The following is an 18,208-nucleotide window of genomic DNA, read 5'->3' on the forward strand; positions in this document are numbered from 1 at the left end:
ATTAGCCTTCGTTTGTTCCTAAAACATCTTCAAGTTTTTCTTTTAACACTTGAGGAGTAAAAGGTTTTACAATATAGTTATTTACGCCTGCTTTTAAGGCGGTAATAACTTCTGCTTTACCACCTTCTGTAGTTACCATAATAATTGGCATATCAGCATATTTTTCTTCCGCTCTTACTTTTTTTACTAATTCCAAGCCATTCATTTCAGGCATATTCCAGTCAGTAATTAAAATTTTAATATCATCATTTTGTGAAAGTAAATCCCAAGCTTCAACCCCGTGTTCAGCTTCTAAAACATCCTTGTGGCCTAATCTTACAAGGGTATTTTTGATTATTCTTCTCATGGTAGAACTATCATCAACTACTAATAACTTCACTTTTTTTCCTTTGTCTTGATGTAATTACATAAAACTGTAATTGTATCGTTTTTATTTTTATTAATCAATTAAAAGTTTATATTATATCATTTTAAAATAAAATTAGAATTTAATCACTCTCCGTTTTTATTGTGATTAAATTCAGGCACAATCTCCTTTAAAACTTTTGCAGGATCTGTGCTGTGGAGTAATTTTTCTATTTCTTGATTTAAAATTTTTAAATCTTTAAGATCACTAGTGGTAACAAATATACTTTCATATTGAGTTTTTAAATCATTTTCATGGATTAAAAGCTCTTCGTAAAGTTTTTCGCCTTTTCTAAGCCCAGTGATTTTGATTTCTAACTTTTTATTAGAAAGTAAAAGCATTTTTTTAGCTAAATCCATGATTTTAACAGGCTCACCCATATCAAGTACAAATAATTCTCCACCTTTGGCAATAGCCGCAGCTTGTAAAACAAGTTGCACAGCCTCATCTACTAACATAAAATAACGCACTATATCAGGATGAGTAAGAGTAAGTGGCTCATTAGCTGCAATTTGAGCTTTAAATTTAGGTATTACACTTCCACTTGACCCTAAAACATTACCAAAACGCACACAAGCTACTTCAAAATTTTCACAACTTGAGCTTAATGTATAAAGTTCACAAATTCTTTTTGTGCAACCCATGATGTTAGTCGGTCTTACAGCCTTATCGGTGCTTATCATAACAAATTTAGCAACTTTATAAGCTTTTGCAAGATCGATTAAATTTTTAGTACCAATGATGTTATTTAAAATAGCTGAATGTGGATTTTGCTCACATAAAGGCACATGTTTGTAAGCTGCTGCATGTAAAATCAAATCTATGTTTTTTTCTTGTAAAAGTTTTTCTAATGCTTCTTTGTCTAATATACTCATCATAATAGGTTCGATTTTTTCTTTATGTAAGCTTAATTCTTCATTTATTTTATATAAATTATACTCACTATGATCAAGCATGATTAAGTGTTTTGCACCAAATTTAATGCATTGTTTGCAAAGCTCACTTCCTATAGTTCCACCAGCTCCACTAACTAAAACTACTTTATCTTTGATAAAATCAATCACGCAAGCATTATCCAAATCTTTTGGCTTACGCGCTAATAAATCTTCGATACTTATATCTCTTGCTTCATTTTGCGTAAAAGAAAAAAGCTTTATATCATTAATCCCATAAGCAATGAGTTCGTCAAAAAGCTTTTTTAATTCTTCTTGCTCAAGTTTTAAAGCAATGATAGCAGTATGAATTCCTTCAGCGGTATATTTTCTGATTGCTTCTTTTTCTTCAACTATAAATTTATCACAATAAGTACCTATTAAATTTTTACGCTCATCTACCACAGCTACAGGGAAAAGTCCTAAGCTCCCTTCTTTAGCTCCTTTTAATAAATGCAAAGCCTTTGAAGTAGCGCCAACTACTATACAAGGATGTTCTTCGTTGTATTTTGGCTTTCTAAAATCAACTATCATTCTTTTGCTTATACGCAAACTTCCAATTAGCATACAAGATAAAACAAAGTCTATTCCTATAACGCTTCTTGGAAAAGGATTAAAAAAATCATCATAAAAATAATAAATTGCTAAAAATACAAGCTCAGCCAAAGCTAAAGCGATGACTAATTTACGCGCTTCATTAAGGGAGAAAAATCTCCAAGCAACTTGATAAATTTTAAAAAAAGCTAGAAAAATGATTTTAAGTAAAATCAAAATCACAGCACTTTTAAACATACCTTCATAAAATTCACTTGGGATGTCTGCACTAAAGCGTAAAGAAAAAGACAAATAAATACTTATAACAAAAAGTAAAATATCAGCGCCTAGAAAAAATCCTAAGCGTTTGCTTTTATAATCCATCTTAGTCCTTTAAGGTGTTTAAGATTAAAGTAGAAACTTCCTCTACATCAGCTTTGCTCATAGTAGTTGCACTGGGAAGGCAAATTCCATTACTAAAGAAAAACTCACTATTACCATTTAAGTAAGCATCGCAGCCTTTGTAAAGTTCTTGCAAATGCATTGGCTTCCAAAGTGGACGACTTTCGATTTTATTATCTTTTAAAACTTGTATGATTTTTAAAATTTTATCTTGAATTTGAACATTTTTATTTTCACATATACAATGTTTTTTATAAGTATTAAGTTTATTTAAATCAAAATCAAGTAAAGCAGTGCTTAACCAGCGATTTGACTTGGTATTTTCAAGCTCATCTAAAAAAGTAAAAGTTCCACTTAAAAATTCTTTATACCAGCTATAAATTTCACGCTTTTTACACACTCTTTCTTCTAAAACTTCCATTTGAGCAGTACCGATTGCACCTAAGATATTGCTCATTCTATAATTATAGCCATATTCTTTATGCTCATAATGAAGGCAATTTTCTCTAGCTTGGGTACTATAAAATCTTGCTTTTTCAAGATTAGCATGATTTTCACTCACAAGCATGCCACCACCACCTGTTGTGATGATTTTATTACCATTAAAAGAATATACTCCAAAATCCCCAAAAGTACCTAAAGCTTTATTTTTGTAAAAACTTCCCAAAGCTTCAGCAGCATCTTCGATTAAAAAAATCTCATTTTCTTTACAAATTTGGACAATCTCATCCATTTTAGAAGCATTACCATAAAGGTGTGTTAAAATGAGAGCTTTTGGCTTTTTAGGACTTTCTTTGATAGCTTTTTTTAATAAATTTACATCTAAATTATAAGTTTCATCACAATCAATAAATACAGGCGTAGCATTCATGTAAGAAATAGGCGCTACTGAAGCAATAAAGGTAAAACTTGAAGCTAGAACTATATCGCCTTCTTTGATGCCCAAAACTCTTAAAGCTAAATGAATAGCTGCAGTGGCTGCATTTAGAGCAAGTGCGTTAGAACTTTTTGTATAATCTTTAATACTTTGTTCTAAGGCATTAACAAACTCACCCAAAGGTGCTATATAATTACTTTCAAAAGCTTTGTGTATGTATTCTAATTCTTTTCCACTCATATGTGGTGCTGATAGAAAAAATCTCATTTTACCTCCTTTATTTTCTTGGCAGGAACTCCAGCATAAATGCCTTTAGAAGTTAAGTTTTTAACTACAACTGCTCCTGCGCCTAAAGTTATATCATCATATAAACTTATACAAGGAATAACACTTGAATTAACTCCTAAAAAACAACGCTTTCCTATTTTTACATTTCCTGTTAGTTTAGCTCCAATACTAATATGGCTAAACTCATCTACAAAACACTCATGCTCAATCACACAAGCAGTATTTAAAATCACACCTTTTGCAATACTAGCTTTAGCATTAACTACGACATTTGGCATGATTAAAATACCCTCATCATCTAAAAAAGCACTTGGGCTAATAATAGCACTTTTGTGTATCAAATTAACTAATCTAAATCCATCATCTTTTGCTTTTTTGAAAAGTTTTTCTCTAATAGAGTTTGCGCCAATAGCAATAAACATATCGTGTTTTTCTAAATTGGAGTGATATTTTAAGCCTTTATTATCATCTAAAAAGATGATTTTTTCATATCCTAAATTTCTAGCTACATCAGCACAGACTAAACCATGCCCACTAGAACCATATATATAAATACTTTTAGTTGTGTCCATTGAATTTATCCGTTGTAGCTACTCCTTCTTTATTAACCCCGCTTCTTTTTAAAACTTTAATAATGGTCATAAAAAAGATTTTAAGATCAAATAAAAAAGAGCAATTTTGCACATATTCTACATCATATTTAAATTTTTGCTCCCAAGAAATAGTATTGCGTCCATTAATCTGTGCCCAACCTGTAATGCCTGGTCTTACATCGTGGCGTTTTTTTTGCTCTTGATTGTATAAGGGCAAGTATTCTACAAGTAAAGGTCTTGGGCCTATGAAGCTCATATCGCCTTTTAATACATTAAAAAGCTGCGGTAATTCATCTAAACTCAAGCTTCTAACTAGCTTACCAAAAGGCTTTAAGCGTAATTCATCAGGAAGTAATTCTCCATTTTCATCGGTTTCATCACTCATAGTTTTAAATTTATAAATATAAAAAATTTTTTCATTTAATCCTGGTCTTGCTTGTTTAAAAAGCACACTTCCTTGAACGATTTTTAAAACAATACCTATAAGCACTATAAAGGGTAAAAAAATAATCAATAAAATCAAAGCCAAAAAAAAGTCAAAAACACGCTTTAAACCATTTTTATACATTTATAAAACCCCTATAAAAGTCAAGATATTTCAAAGCTATGATATTTTCATCATAATTTTGCGCTCTAAGAAAAGCATTTTGTGCTAAAGTATTTTTTAGTTTTTCATCTTCTAGTAAAACTGCGATTTTTTCAGCTAAATCCTTGCTATCTTTGCTTTTACAAATTAAACCGTCTATGGCATTATTCACTGCTTCAATGCAACCTTCAGCATCACTTACCACACATGCTTTTTTACAAGCTTGTGCTTCTAAAACCGTTCTTGGATAGCCTTCTTTATAGCTTGGTAAAACAAAAATATCGCATAAATTTAATAAATGTGCAATATCACTTCTTGCGCCAAGATAAAAAACATCATTTGAGTTTAAAAATTCTAATGGTGCACAAGATTTATTATCATCTCTTCCACCCACTAAAACAAAATTTGCCTTATCTTTTAAAATTTGGCTTGCTTCATAAAATTCTTTAATTCCTTTATGCCAAAGTGCTCTTGAAATCATTAAAACGATAGGTTTATCAGGCATATTGTGTTCTTTTAAAAAAGCTTGTTTTTCTTCTGTGCTAATTTTTAAAGGTAAAAATTGTTTTAAATTTAGCCCTACGGATTTGATGATTTTGATTTTTTCTTCTTTTAAGCCTAAATTTTTCATAAATAAAGCATTGCTTTCATTGACAAAAATAAAACCATTTGCAAGTTTAAAAGAAATTTTATAAAGTAAATTAATGCTTATTCTTACTAATTTGCTTTTAAAATCATCATCTATGTAAAAACTTCCTAAGCCTTCAACCAAACCAAAAGTGTATTTAATGCCCGCCATTTTAGCCGCTATAATACCTGTTGTATTGCTTTTGTGAGCGCTTGTTTGTAAAAGATCTAAATTTAAGCTTTTGAGTGTATTTTTTAAACTAAGTAGATTTTTAAAAACAATTAAGGGATTAACACTTGATCTAGCTAAATCATAAAAGCAAACCTTATAGCCTAGCTCTTGTAACTTAATAGCAAAATCATCTTTTGGAGTGATGATTATAACTTCATGATTATTTTTTTCTAAAGCTCTAATGAGTGCAAGACGAAAATAATACACACTCATTGCGCTATGGGTTAAAATTCCTATTTTCATCTTTTTAGCCTATAAATTTTCGCTCTTGCATCATTAGTGACTTGCTCAAATAAATCTTGATCGTACTGATTTAATAAAAACATTTGTATGTAGGCACTATTATAAAGATTTTCATCTAAAATCACAAAGCTTTTATATTCTCTTAAAAAGAGTAAATAAATTTGAGCTTTTGAATCAATTTCATTGTAATAAAATTTGCCATTTGTGATGGATTCTATATCTATAAAAGCTTTTAAAGGTATAGTTGTACCTTCTAGTTTTAAAGCTCTAAAATCATTAATAATTTCTACTCCATTATCAAGCATAACAGAACCTGTTGTTTTATCTTGAGCTATGGCATTAGCTTGGGAGAAAAATAAACTTTTTTCTTGCTCTCCATTGTCAGGATTTGTATTTGCAAATTGTGCTACCACGGGCATGATACGCAACATTCTATAAGGCATGTAAATATATACATCTCTAGTTTTATTGGTATCAAATTTAAAATCTTTATCATTTAAACTTTCTAAAAAATCTTTAGCACTTGTTTGGTTATAATCTTTTACCATAGCTTTTAAAACATCAGGATAATTTTCTTTGAAAGATTTTTCAGTGTATTCTACGCTAAGTCTTGCCATATTAGCTGCTGGAATTTGTTCTTTACTTAAGACAAAAGATGAGAAAAAATTATCTTTTCCTAAGTGTTTTCCACCATCGATTAAGGTTTTTACATCGCTATAATAGCGTATTGGATAACCATAATCCCACCAAGCAACGACATAATCTTCTCTTTGAGCTTTATTTTTTAAATCATTTAAAATACTAGCTTCATAAGAAGTAAAAACAGTAGAGGATTTATAATAACAAATATGCATTAGGGCAGGACTTATACTAAAAAATGCAATGAGTATGAGCAAGATGTTTTTATTTTTTAGATTAAGTTTGATTTGTTTTTTTTCTAAAAAATTAAAAAATGTATATAAAAAATACCCAAAACCCAAAGCCATCACAGGAACTGCATAAATGGTAAATCTAAGCCCAGCTCTTAAAGCCATAAAACCTAGTGCAAGCATAGGTAGAGCCAAAAACATACTTTTGTGATCTTTGCAAAGTAAGATAAAACCTATAAAAGAAAGGACAAATACTAAAACACTAGAACTAATTCTTTGCATAAATACTTCAGGATCGATAGTATTTACTTCCATAATAGTTTCATTAACATTAAAATACATAAAGGTAGCATCTTTTAAATTTTGCACATCAGAAGCTTTGAAAACATAAAATTTAAGTTGATATAAAACAGGATCTAAGCCACCACTTAAATGTAATATCAAAATGCTAATAAAAATCAAAGCCCAAATCATATAAAAATTAATTTTTTCTTCTTTAAAAGCAAAAATAGCAAATAATAATACAATCAAAGCAAGCTTATATTGCCATGCTAGCATACTTAAAGCTATGATCATTAAAGCAATAGCTAGATAAAAAATCTTTTCTTTTCTATGAAATACTAAAGTATAAAGACCAAAAAGTCCTATCATGGCAAAATTTAAAGAATAACTTGATGGATACCACCACAAATAAATCATGATAAAAACTGGACTTAAAAGTAGGGTAAAAATGTCTTTATTAATAGTCAAGCGTATAAAGGTAAGCAAAATAAGCATTGGTAAAACTAACACTAGCATATCAGTATCATAATACCCGCTCATAGTGCGGTTATAATAACTATTTGCAATGCTTCCAAGTAAGGCTGCTATAAAGCCATAGGTAGTGAGTTTATATTCTCTTGCGATTAATATAATAGGCACAACAATCAAAGAAGCAAAAAAAGTACTCATATATAAAATAATACTTTCAAAGCTAAAAGGTAAAATACTATAAAGCCAATAAGTTAAAGTAGAAAGTGAGCTTCCAAAATAAGATAAGTCATTGGGTTGATGAAAACCTGCTATCATATCCCTTGCACCTTCTGCAAAAGCATAGCCATCATTAGTAGTAATCATAAGTTGATCATTAAAGAAAAACTCATAAAACTCACTTGCCCAAGCTACCCAGTATAATCTACACAAAACACTAAAAGTAAAGGCTATAAGGATTAAAATACAGGTATATTTTATAGAATTATTATCAGTGAAATTTTGTTGTAGTTTCATTTTATGCCTTGTTGAAAAATTCAAATAATTGCTTTGCTATGCTAATTTTATCAAATTCTTTTGCACGCAAAAAAGCCTTTTGTCTATATGAAGCTTTTAGTGCTTCATCATTGCACATTTTTTCTAAGCCTTCTTGCATGGCTTTTTCATCATCTACTTTTACTAAAAGTCCAAACTCATCATCTAAAAATAGCTCCCTTGCGCCACTTTTATGATCAGTGCAAAGTACGGCAGTATTACAAGCTAAGCATTCGATTAAAACATTGGAAAAACCTTCAAAACTTGAAGCAAAAGCAAAAAAGTCACATTTGCTCATGTATTTATAAGGATTTTTATCAAAACCTAGTAAAAAGACTTTATCTTTTAAATTTAAAGTTTCTATTAAAGCTAAAAGCTCATCTTTTAAAATGCCCTCGCCTAAAATGACTAATTTTAAATCAGTTTTAACTTTTGCATAAGCTCTTATAAGCATAGCATGATTTTTACCACGATCAAGCCTTCCAACACTTAATATAAAAGGATCTTTAAAGTCTATTTTTTCTTTAGATTTTTCTATAATGTTTTCTAAGTCTATGGCATTGTATAAAATATCGCATTTTTTAGCCTCTATATTGAAATTTTGTATTAAATCTTCTTTGTTTCCTATAGAATTTGCTAAGATTAAATCTGCTTTGTTATAAAGTTTTTTAATAAGAAATTTATTGATAAAAGAATTTAGATTATTATGTTTATAAATTACACTTGGAGTGGTGCATTCATTGATAATAAGGGTTGATTTAAGTCCTAGGGATTTTGCCATTAACGCAATATAATTAGGTCTATTTAATAATACAAATTGCAAGTTGATTTTTAAATCTTCACAAAGTTTTTTGTATTTCATAGCTAGCAAGGGTAGTTTTAAAAATTTAGCTAAGTTACTTTCACTTGGACTTGATTTTTCAAGATAGTGGATATTAACTTCAGGAATATCATATGATATTTTATCATTCATTAAAATTAAATGTATTTCATATTTTAAATTTAACACAGGTAATAGTGTAGATACAACCCTTTCAGCGCCACCACTTCCTAAAGAATAAATAAAAATTGCCAGTTTTTTCATTTTAAACCCTTACTTCTTTGATTAAATCAAGCCATTTTTGTGCTACATTGGCCACTTCATAATCTTTACATCGTTGCTGTGCATTAAGCGCTAGTGTTTTTCTTAAATTTTCATCTTGCATTAAAAGTGCGAGTTTTTCGCTTAAAGCTTTTTCATCATCTAAATCTACTAAAAATCCATCTTTTTCATCATCAATTAAATCTTTATGACCGCTTGTGTATTTAGTGCTAATGCGCGCTACTTGATAATATAAACTTTCAAGTAAAACTGTTGGCAAGCCTTCTATGAAAGAGCAAAGGCAGATTATTTTTGCTTTTTTATAAAGCTCTTGTATATTTTCAACTTTACCTAGAAAATTAACTTTGATATTTAAATTTTTGGCTTCTTGTTCTAAATCTTGTCTTAATTCTCCATCACCTGCTATGAAAAAGTTGTATTGTTTTTGTAAATTTGTATCTAGCCTTGCTATGGCTTTTAAAAACATAGAAGCATTTTTATTATGATCAAGTCTGCCTACGAAAATGACATTATTTTCTTTTTTTAAATTTTCTTTAATAGGGCTAAAATGACAAGGATTTGGCATATTGATAACTTTTTTAACAAAGTTTTCATAGTAATTTTTATCATCATTACTTAGCACGGTTAAAGCATTTGCATGAGGAAAACTTATACGGCGTAAAAACTTCCAAATTTTAGATTTTAAATAAGTATAAGAGCTATGTTCGCTAATGATTAAAGGTGTATTTAAACCTTTGTTTGCCCAAATGCAAGCAATATTAGTTGTATCTAAAAATGAGATAAAAACATCGCTTTTGTGGTCTTTAAGTGCTTGTTTTAAGGCTTTGAATTTTTTAATGCGTGAGGCTATTTTATTATAAAGAGTGGAAAAGTCAAACTGCTCTAGGGTAAAAAGTTTGATTTTTGGCTCAAGCTTGTAAAAAGAGTCTTCTTTGTGGAATTTAATAATATTTATTTCATGATTTTTACAAAGTTCATTAGCTAAAGTGACTAATACTCTTTCAGCACCGCCTGAATTTAAAGTAGCTATGATGAAAGTGATTTTCATACTTGTTCCTTTAAATGCCCATGTTTTACTTCAAATACTCTATCACAACCTTGTATGGTTGAGAGCCTATGGGCTATGATGATGAGAGTTTTGTCTTTTGAAATTTTATAGATTTCTTCCATGATTTTTGCTTCGCTTTCTTGATCAAGAGCGCTAGTTGCTTCATCTAAAACTAAAATTTCAGGTTGTTGATAAAGTGCTCTTGCTATGGCTATTCTTTGTCTTTGACCCCCGCTTAAAAACGAACCTGAATCACCTACCTTAGTATGCACTCCATCTTCAAGTGAATTTACAAAGCTTTCAAGATTAGCTTGTTTGATCACTTTGTGTAAAAGCGCTTCATCTACTTCTTCTCCAAAGCTAATATTTTTAGCAATAGAATCATTAAAAAGATAAATTTGTTGAGGTATGTAGCCAATTTTACTTCTAAAACTTTTTATATTGCTCTCATCAAGCTTAATTCCATCTACAAAAATAGCTCCATCGCTTGGTTTTAAAAGTCCTATGATAAGATCAACTAAAGTACTTTTACCACTTCCACTTTTACCTATAAAAGCGATTTTTTCATTTTTATTAAGCTCAAAATTTAAATTTTTAAATAAGTTTTTCTTACCCTTATAAGCAAAGAAAAGATTTTTCAAAACGATTTTTTCTTTAAATTCAATACTTTCATCGCCTAGTTTTTCTTCTTTTTCATTGAGCATATTATAAATAATATCTAAAGAGTTTTTATAATATGTGATTTCATTATAACTTGTGATGATACGATTAGCACTTGGCATAAGCCTATAAAGAGCCACCACAAAAATAGTAATAGTTGCTAAGATAGATGAAATATCACTTTCATATCTTAAAACTAAATACACCACAATAAAACAAAGCATACAAAAACCTATACCTTCAAGGTAAATTCTAGGAATGCTTGACATGCTTTCATTGCTAATGTTTGCTTTGGCAAAAAGCCCACTTTGAATTTCATAAAGCTTTTGTGTGCTTTGTTCTTTGGTTTTGAGTTTGATGATTTTAAGGTTGTTTAAATTTGCATTTAAAATTTCAAAATAATTTTTCATCGCCTCTTCTCTAGCTATGGAAGCTTTTTTTACCAAGGGTGAGAGGATTTTAATCAAAATAAAAGCATTTAAAAGTAAAAAAGCACTTAAAGCTAGGGTGATTTTATAGTTGATAATTAGCAATAAAGTATAAAGTAAAAACACCACAAAGCTTTCACTTAGCATAAGTAAAAAAGCACTAATTAAAGTGCTTAAATGAAATACTTCTTGAGTGATGGTTTTTAAAAGTTCTGATTGATTTTTATTAGTAAAATTCTCATATTCAAGGTGTAAGTATTTATCAAAAATACGACAAGCAAGGCTGTGGTAACGCCCTTTAGAAAAACGCGCAAGTAAATGAAAATAAAAGGCATTTAAAAAGGCTCTAAAAATATAAAAGGCGATTAATATACAGCCAAAATAAGCAATAATCTTATAACTTGGTAAATTTAAATACTCATATATAGGTTGAAAATAGGAGCTTTTTTCTAAAAGCTCAAAATTACTCGCTACTGATACAAAAGGCATGATTAAAGAAATAGCAAAGCTTTCTATAAATCCTATGAAAATAGAAAAAATTAGCAAAGCAAATAAAAATTTCTTATCATGGGCATTGAGTATGAAAAAAAGTTTTTTTAACACTGTTTTTCCCACTCATAAGCACTTTTACAGATTAATTCTAAATTATCATATTTTGGTTTCCAATTAGTTAGGGTTTTGATTTTATCAGCATTTGAAATAAGCACAGAAGGATCTCCAGCTCTTTTTGGTGCAAGTTCTACTGTGAAATCTACCCCGCTTACTTTTTTCATAGTTTCAATAACTTCTTTTACGCTAAAACCGTGTCCATATCCTACATTGAAAATATTACTTTCATTGTTTTCTAGGTATTCTAAAGCAGCTAAATGTGCACTTGAAATATCATCAACATGGATAAAATCTCTAATACAAGTACCATCTTTAGTATTATAATCATCACCAAAAATATAAAGTTTTTCTCTTTTTCCTGTGGCTACTTCAGCAGCAACCTTGATAAGTAAAGTAGCTTTTGGATAGCGTTGACCTATAGGATAACTCATGCAAGCACCTGCTACATTGAAGTATCTTAAAATGCAATATTTAAATTCAGGATTAGCCATATTAGCATCTTGTAAGACTTTTTCGCTCATTAGTTTGCTTTGTCCATAAGGATTAATCGGTACTAATGGACTTTGCTCATCTACGATAGGAGTTTGTGGCTCTCCATAAGTAGCTGCAGTTGAAGAAAAAATGAATTTTTTCACACCTGTTTCTAAACAAGTTTGGATTAAGTTGCTTGTGTTTGCGGTATTATTCATATAATATTTTAAAGGATTTTCCATACTTTCAGGAACTTCGATACTAGCTGCAAAATGCACAATTGCATCAAATTTTTCTTCTTTGAAAAGTTTTTTAATCCCAGCATAATCGCTTAAATCTTGCTCAAAAAACTTAAAAGGTCTGATTTTAGAAAGTTCATCCAAACTTTTTTTGCTACCTTTTGAAAGATTATCTAATACACAAATTTCATGATTTGTTTCTAAAAATTGTTTTAAAGTATGAGAGCCTATGTATCCTGCGCCACCGGTGATTAAAATTTTCATTTTTATCCTTTTTGTGATATTTAATAATAGTTATTTTAATATACTTTTCTTAATTAATTTAAAACTTGCTCTTTTCTTTTTCTATGGCCTCTAAAAATGGCTTTTGATAGCTTTTATCGCTATGTTTTTGCAAAAGTTCTTCTTTGAAATTTTCTAAAATATTAAGATAATCTTCTTGGGTTAAATTACCTTTAATGAGTTCGTATTTTAAAAATAGCATATAGGTGTTTAACACATCACTTTCGCAGTATTCGTGAATTTTTTCTAATTTGTTTTGATAAAAAAGTTCTAATACTTCATTTCCATGCACATCATATTTTCCAGGAAGTCCTGCCATAGCACAAAGCGTGTCAAGTCTTAAGCCTTTTTGACCAAAACTTCCTAAAGATTCTAATAAATCACAATGTTTATTTTCTACAAATTTGCTTTTGTAGTTATTCCATTTATCGCTTGCGTCCAAATAAGCACTTGCGTTGATATTGTATTTTAATGCTCTTATAACAAGCAAAGGCATGTCATAGCTTTTACCATTAAAACTTACAAGGCGGGGTTGGTGTTTATCTATGAAGTTAAAAAACTCTTCTAGCATTTGCTTTTCATTTTCGCCTTTGATTTTATTGACTTTGATGAAATTTCCAAATTTATCTGCAATCACTGCACAAATGCTTACAACTTTATGAAAAGGTAGGGGTAAAAATTCACTTCCACTTTCTTCTTTTTGTTTTTCTAAAGCTTGCTTGCTAATGCTTAAATCATCGCCATTAAAATCATAAAGATGTTTTATCAATTCTACATCAGGAATGCTCTCACAATCAAAAACGCAAATATATTCTTGCATGATAAACCTTTTTTTAAAAAATCTTTGTTAAAATCATAACAGAAAATTTAAAAATAAAGTAGTATATGAAAATAGGTTTGGTTAAATTATCCGCACTTGGAGATATCATCCATGCGGTAATTGTTTTACAATTTATTAAAAAGCATTATCCTAAGGCGAGTATTGATTGGTTTATAGATGCAAGATTTGCAGGATTGTTGCAAGATCATCCAATGATTAATGAAGTATATGCCCTGCCTTTGAAAGATAGAAAATTCAAAGAAGTTTTTGCTATGCTTTTTGAAGCTAGGCAAAATAAATATGATGTTGTGATTGATTTGCAAGGTTTGATTAAATCTGCTTTAGTGAGTAAATTTTTATGTGCTAATACTTTTGGTTTTGATCAAGAAAGCATAAAAGAGGGCTTTGCGAGCAATTTTTATACGCATAAATTTGCGTGTAATTATGAAGAAAATATTATCGTGCGTAATCTTTCTTTGGTAGCTTATGTGCTAAATGAGCATTTTGATCATAGTGACATAGAGTTAAAACAAAGTTGTTTTAGCGTAGATGATGAGTTAAAAGAAGAGCTAGAGCAAAGACTTTCTTTAAGTGAAAGTGCGCCAAATATACTCATACATGTAGGCTCATCTATGCCTAATAAAATTTACCCAAAAGAGCGTTTGATACTACTTTGTAGAATGCTTTTAGAGTATTTTACTAGTGCAAAAATCATGCTTGGTTGGGGCAATGTTAATGAGTTTAATTTTGCTAAAGATATAGTTTTAAATTTAAAACATTTGAAAATAGAACTTGCGCCAAAATTAAGCTTAAGCGAGCTTTGTGCTTTAACTAAGACAAGTGATTTAATTATCGGAAATGATAGCGGGCCTACTCATTTAGCCTTTGCATTAAACAAGCCTTCTATAACGATTTTTGGTGCTACTCCTAGCCAAAGAAATACTTATGAAACAAATATCAACAAAACAATCAATGCAGGTAAAAAAATACTGCATTCAAAACATATAGATAAAAGTGATTTTTGCATACAAAATATCGATGAAAAAGATATTTTTAAACTAGCTTGTGAGCTTTTAGAAAAATGATAAATTATGTATATCTAAGCCTTTTTTATATATTAAAAGCCCTTGTGAAGATTTTACCTGTAAAACTTTTAAATTCTTTTGCAAATTTGGTTGCTTTAATCACTTATAAGTTAAATCACAAACACCGCAAAATCATTGACATAAACTTAAAAATTTGCTTTCCTGAAAAAGATCAAAAATGGCGTGATGAAACTAGTCTTAATATCTATAAAAATTTTGCTAAATTTGGGATTGATTTTATCAAAAATCAAAATGCAAGCAAAGAAGAAATTATCGATAAAATTTGCTTTGATGATGAGGAGCAAATTTTAAATATAATGCAAAGTAAAAGACCCTTGATTGTAACTACGGCTCATTATGGTAACTGGGAGCTTTTGGCTTTGTCTTTTGGAGCTAAATTTCAAGGAATTTCCATAGTTGGAAGAGCACTTGATAGCGTGATAATGGATAAAATTTTAAGTAAAAATCGCACGCAATTTAATATAGAGCTTATAGAAAAAAAGGGCGGGCTTAGAAAAATGCTAAAAGCCTTAAAAGAAGGTAGATCGCTTGGAATTTTAACCGATCAAGATGCAGTGGATAGTGAAAGTGTAAAAATACAATATTTTAACCAAGAAGTAAATTTCATAGCAGGTGCAAGTGTACTTGCTAAAAAAACAAATGCTATGATTTTACCTTGTTTTGTGTATCAAAAAGATGAGAAATTTTTTGTAAAAACTTTTAAGGCTTTAGATGCAAGCAAGGCAAGTATAGAAGAGCTTACTAAGTATCAAGCAAAGTGTTGTGAAGAGATGATTAAATTTAAACCTGATGAGTATTTTTTCTTTCATAAGAGATTTAAAAGATACAATCATGAATTATATTTATAGGACATAAAATGGATTTAAAGCAAATTAGTGTGATAATGATTGTTAAAAATGCTCAAAAAACTTTAAAAGCTTGCTTGGAATCTTTGCAAGAATTTGGCGAGATAGTTTTGATAGAAAATGATAGCAATGATGATACTTTAAAAATTGCTTATGAGTTTAGTAAAAGTTATAAAAATATCAAGATTTATCAGCATAAATTTATAGGTTTTGGACCTTTGAAAAATTTAGCCATAAGTTATGCTAGCAATGATTGGATTTTTAATATTGACGCAGATGAGCTTGCTAAGAAAGAATTTTTACAAGAATTAGGGCAAATTGAGCCTAATAAAGAAGATATTATAGCCTTACCAAGAGAAAATTTATATAATGGAGAGTGGATTAAAGCTTGTGGGTGGTGGCCCGATCATGTAATGCGGGTGTTTAATAAAACCCATACTAATTTTAATGAAAATTTAGTGCATGAGAGTTTGATTTTATATGAAGATAGTAAAAAGATTAAGTTGCAAAATGGTTTGAGACATTTTGCGTTTGATGATATCGATAGTTTGCTAGATAAGCTTCAAAAATACTCTAAGCTTTGGGCTTTGCAAAATTTACACAGAGAAAGTAGTGTTTGCAAGGCATTGCTAAGAGGAATTTGGACGTTTTTTAGAAATTATGTTTTGAAAAAAGGGATTTTTTATGGCTATAAAGGCTTTATCATAAGTACTTGCAATGGTCTTGGGGCCTTTTTTAAATATATGAAATTGTATGAGTTAAAAAAACAAAAGCCAAAAACTTGTGCTTTGATCATCACAACCTATAATCAAAAAGAAAGGCTTGCTTTGGTGCTTGATAGCGTTAAAAACTTAGAGCCTTTACCAGATGAGGTTTTAATAGCTGATGATGGAAGCAGGGAAGATACAGTCAAGCTTATACAAGCTTATCAGAAAGATTTTCCATGTAAGTTAGAGCATATTTGGCAAGAAGATAAGGGGTTTAGACTAAGTGAGATTAGAAACAAAGCTATTAAAGCTTCTAAAAGCGAATATATAATCGTTATAGATGGAGATATGGTTTTAGAAAAAAGTTTTGTAGCTGATCATTTGAAATTTGCACAAAAAAAAGTATTTTTGCAAGGTTCTAGGGTGATTTTAAATGAAAAAGAAAGCAAAGAACTTTTAAGCAAAAATGATTTTAGTTTGGCTTTTAATAAAAAGGGTTTTAAAAATCAAAGAAATATTTTTTTAGCTAAATGTATATATAAATTTTCAAAACTAGCTAAGAAATTTTTTAAAAAATCACAACTTATTAAAGGTATAAGAGGCTGCAATATGAGCTTTTATAAAAGTGATTTTGAAGCCATTGAGGGATTTAATGAAAAATTTATAGGCTGGGGTAGGGAAGATAGCGAGTTTGTAGCTAGATTTTTATTTAATGAGGGAGTGTTTAAAAGGCTTAAATTTAATGCTCTGGCTTATCATATCTACCATGAAGAAAATAGCAAAAATATGCTTGAAATCAATCATCAAATTTATCTTGAAACTATAAAAAATAAAAAAATAACTTGGAGATAAAGTATGAAAAAAGTAGGCATAGTAATTCCCATATACAATGTAGAAAAATATCTAAAAGAATGTTTAGATAGTGTAATCAATCAAACCTATACTAATTTAGAAATCATACTAGTAAATGATGGTAGTACAGATGAAAACTCACTCAATATTGTAAAAGAATATACTCTAAAAGATAAAAGAATCACTCTTTTTGATAAAAAAAATGGTGGTTTAAGTAGTGCTAGAAATGTAGGTATAGAATTTTTTTATGGTGAATATGAAATACAATATATTGAAAAAGAAAATGAATTAAATATTTTTAAGATTGTTGGCAATAATCCACAAAATATTTATAAAATTTATAAGTACGAAAATGCTTTAGCGAACGATAGGCTAGAAATTCCAAAGATTGATTATATTATTTTTTTAGATTCTGATAATTATTGGGAGTTAAACTGCATAGAAGAATGCGTTGTGAGAATGCAAAATGTAGATGTATTGCTATTTGATTATAAATGTGTTTATGAAGATGGAATTAAAGATAAGGGAAAAAAAACGAGATTTCAAAAATTTTCTTACAATGATGAATGTATTATTAGTCCAAAAGAATATGCACAAAGAGCAGAAGAGGTTGGTATGAGAGATATTTCTTTTGGTGTTATGGGGATGATAGATTTTGACTTTTTAAGATCTATAAAATTAAAGTTTATTAATTATATTATTAATGAAGATATACATTTTGGTATGGTTTTGTTTGCTTGCGCCAAGTCTATTTGTATTTTACCTAAACCATTATATATTTGTATTTTAAGATCCAATAGCATATCAAATCATGATAAAAAAATTACAAAGGAAAATGTGTCAGAATATTTTAAAGATTTATATGAAGCTTTTGGGGAAAATGCCAAAGAAGCAAAAAACTATCTAAAAGCAGCAAGTAGAGTGATAACAGCTTTAGAAATGATAGAATTTTTTAAAGAGCAAAAGAGTGAAAATGCATTGGCTATAAAAGAGACATTTTTGTCTTTTTATGTAAAAAAGGCTTTAATGATTAAAAAATTTAAAAAAGACCCTTTGAATTTAAAAGAAAAATTACCTATTATTACACCATATATAGAAACACGAATTCCTTATGATCTTTGGAAAATTTGGCAAAAAGTAAAAAGTTTTTTTAAATAATTTAATGT

General features: G+C 29.3%; 16 protein-coding genes. 4 read left to right on the forward strand and 12 right to left on the reverse strand.

What is annotated here, in order from left to right; translation table 11 throughout:
* Position 1: 1 nt before the first annotated feature.
* The 12 genes from L8W40_RS06185 to L8W40_RS06240 form a co-directional block, all read right to left on the reverse strand.
* Positions 2–379, reverse strand: a complete 378-nt coding sequence (locus L8W40_RS06185) for a chemotaxis response regulator CheY (protein WP_039619063.1) — start codon at positions 377–379, stop codon at positions 2–4.
* Between the two features lie 113 nt (positions 380–492).
* Positions 493–2,256, reverse strand: coding sequence for a UDP-N-acetylglucosamine 4,6-dehydratase (configuration-retaining) (pglF, locus tag L8W40_RS06190; RefSeq protein WP_220567226.1), 1,764 nt, complete (start codon positions 2,254–2,256; stop codon positions 493–495).
* A 1-nt stretch (position 2,257) separates the two neighbouring features.
* Positions 2,258–3,418 (reverse strand): UDP-N-acetylbacillosamine transaminase, encoded by a 1,161-nt coding sequence (gene pglE, locus L8W40_RS06195; protein ID WP_263664936.1) that lies wholly within the window; start codon positions 3,416–3,418, stop codon positions 2,258–2,260.
* Complete coding sequence (pglD, locus tag L8W40_RS06200; RefSeq protein ID WP_263664937.1) at positions 3,415–4,011, reverse strand: UDP-N-acetylbacillosamine N-acetyltransferase; 597 nt, start codon at positions 4,009–4,011, stop codon at positions 3,415–3,417. Before pglD ends, pglE begins: the two co-directional genes overlap by 4 nt.
* Complete coding sequence (gene pglC, locus L8W40_RS06205) at positions 3,998–4,600, reverse strand: undecaprenyl phosphate N,N'-diacetylbacillosamine 1-phosphate transferase (protein ID WP_263664938.1); 603 nt, start codon at positions 4,598–4,600, stop codon at positions 3,998–4,000. The genes pglD and pglC overlap by 14 nt, the downstream gene beginning before the upstream one ends.
* Positions 4,593–5,720, reverse strand: coding sequence for a N,N'-diacetylbacillosaminyl-diphospho-undecaprenol alpha-1,3-N-acetylgalactosaminyltransferase (gene pglA / locus L8W40_RS06210; RefSeq protein WP_263661252.1), 1,128 nt, complete (start codon positions 5,718–5,720; stop codon positions 4,593–4,595). Before pglA ends, pglC begins: the two co-directional genes overlap by 8 nt.
* A complete protein-coding gene (locus tag L8W40_RS06215; protein WP_263664939.1) occupies positions 5,717–7,855 on the reverse strand; it encodes an STT3 domain-containing protein in 2,139 nt (712 codons plus the stop codon). The genes pglA and L8W40_RS06215 overlap by 4 nt, the downstream gene beginning before the upstream one ends.
* 1 nt (position 7,856) lies before the next feature.
* A complete protein-coding gene (locus tag L8W40_RS06220) occupies positions 7,857–8,957 on the reverse strand; it encodes a glycosyltransferase (protein ID WP_263664940.1) in 1,101 nt (366 codons plus the stop codon).
* 1 nt (position 8,958) lies between these two features.
* Positions 8,959–10,023: a glycosyltransferase gene (locus L8W40_RS06225; RefSeq protein WP_263664941.1), complete on the reverse strand. Its 1,065-nt coding sequence runs from the start codon at positions 10,021–10,023 to the stop codon at positions 8,959–8,961.
* Positions 10,020–11,714, reverse strand: coding sequence for an ABC transporter ATP-binding protein (locus tag L8W40_RS06230; RefSeq protein ID WP_133319731.1), 1,695 nt, complete (start codon positions 11,712–11,714; stop codon positions 10,020–10,022). Before L8W40_RS06230 ends, L8W40_RS06225 begins: the two co-directional genes overlap by 4 nt.
* Complete coding sequence (gene galE, locus L8W40_RS06235; protein WP_263664942.1) at positions 11,708–12,694, reverse strand: UDP-glucose 4-epimerase GalE; 987 nt, start codon at positions 12,692–12,694, stop codon at positions 11,708–11,710. The genes L8W40_RS06230 and galE overlap by 7 nt, the downstream gene beginning before the upstream one ends.
* A 58-nt stretch (positions 12,695–12,752) precedes the next feature.
* A complete protein-coding gene (locus L8W40_RS06240) occupies positions 12,753–13,532 on the reverse strand; it encodes a 3'-5' exonuclease (protein WP_263661247.1) in 780 nt (259 codons plus the stop codon).
* Positions 13,533–13,597: 65 nt separating this feature from the next.
* Between L8W40_RS06240 and waaC the strand changes: the two genes are divergently transcribed.
* Genes waaC through L8W40_RS06260 form a run of 4 tightly spaced genes read left to right on the forward strand, consistent with a single transcriptional unit; the run spans position 13,598 to position 18,200 of the window.
* On the forward strand, positions 13,598–14,617 hold the full coding sequence (gene waaC / locus L8W40_RS06245; RefSeq protein ID WP_263664944.1) for a lipopolysaccharide heptosyltransferase I: 1,020 nt from the start codon (positions 13,598–13,600) through the stop codon (positions 14,615–14,617).
* The gene (locus L8W40_RS06250; protein ID WP_263662615.1) at positions 14,614–15,486 is read left to right on the forward strand and encodes a lipid A biosynthesis lauroyl acyltransferase; all 873 of its coding nucleotides are present in this window, start codon (positions 14,614–14,616) and stop codon (positions 15,484–15,486) included. Before waaC ends, L8W40_RS06250 begins: the two co-directional genes overlap by 4 nt.
* A gap of 8 nt (positions 15,487–15,494) precedes the next feature.
* Positions 15,495–17,042 (forward strand): glycosyltransferase family 2 protein, encoded by a 1,548-nt coding sequence (locus tag L8W40_RS06255; protein WP_263664945.1) that lies wholly within the window; start codon positions 15,495–15,497, stop codon positions 17,040–17,042.
* 3 nt (positions 17,043–17,045) lie between these two features.
* Positions 17,046–18,200 (forward strand): glycosyltransferase family 2 protein, encoded by a 1,155-nt coding sequence (locus L8W40_RS06260; RefSeq protein WP_263664946.1) that lies wholly within the window; start codon positions 17,046–17,048, stop codon positions 18,198–18,200.
* The last annotated feature ends 8 nt before the right edge of the window (positions 18,201–18,208 follow it).

It is taken from the genome of Campylobacter sp. IFREMER_LSEM_CL1846 (assembly GCF_025772105.1).
Taxonomy (GTDB): domain Bacteria; phylum Campylobacterota; class Campylobacteria; order Campylobacterales; family Campylobacteraceae; genus Campylobacter_D; species Campylobacter_D lari_D.